1 protein-coding gene is annotated in these 542 nt (G+C 30.8%); it reads left to right on the top strand.

All coding sequences use genetic code 11. The annotated features are described in order from the left end of the window. Nucleotides 1-326: 326 nt before the first annotated feature. Nucleotides 327-542: cation-transporting P-type ATPase (locus ABDH49_09355; protein ID MEN3047144.1), on the top strand; the 216-nt coding region annotated here is incomplete at its 3' end.

The following is a 542-nucleotide window of genomic DNA, read 5'->3' as shown; positions in this document are numbered from 1 at the left end:
ACCGCGGGTTCGAATCCCGCCCCCTCCGTTTTTGTACTCTTGGTTTTAGACAGGTTAAACATTTATTTCAACACCTAAATATCGCCACTCTCACTAACTTTTATTTAAACTTAATCTTTCTCAATATCACTAATCAATTAATATGCTTGAAACTGATAAATTAATTTACATCAGTTTATTGTGATTTCTTTAAAATTTACTCTTCATACTTTAGATAAGCTTATTACTACTAGTTCTAATCCTTATCCTATACATTTCTAATACTTTCAAACGTTGACAATAATGAAAGTACAGGTATCATTTAACTTTACCGGTGAGTTAAAACCATGAACATCATCGATTTCAAATTTCCTTATCTTTACAGTCAAAAAGAGATAATCGAATTGTTGAAAAGTTCTCCTAATGGACTCTCTCAAGATGAGGCAATACAAAGATTAAGCCTATTCGGATACAATGAAATTGAAGAAGAGAGAAGAATTCCAGTCCTTAAACTTTTATTATCTCAGTTTTTAAATATCCTTATTATAATCCTACTACTTGCC

This window comes from Candidatus Hydrothermales bacterium, from assembly GCA_039630235.1.
GTDB lineage: Bacteria > Hydrothermota > Hydrothermia > Hydrothermales > JAJRUZ01 > JBCNVI01.
Note: the sequence above shows the minus strand (reverse complement) of the source record. Positions and strands in the feature narration are given on the sequence as shown.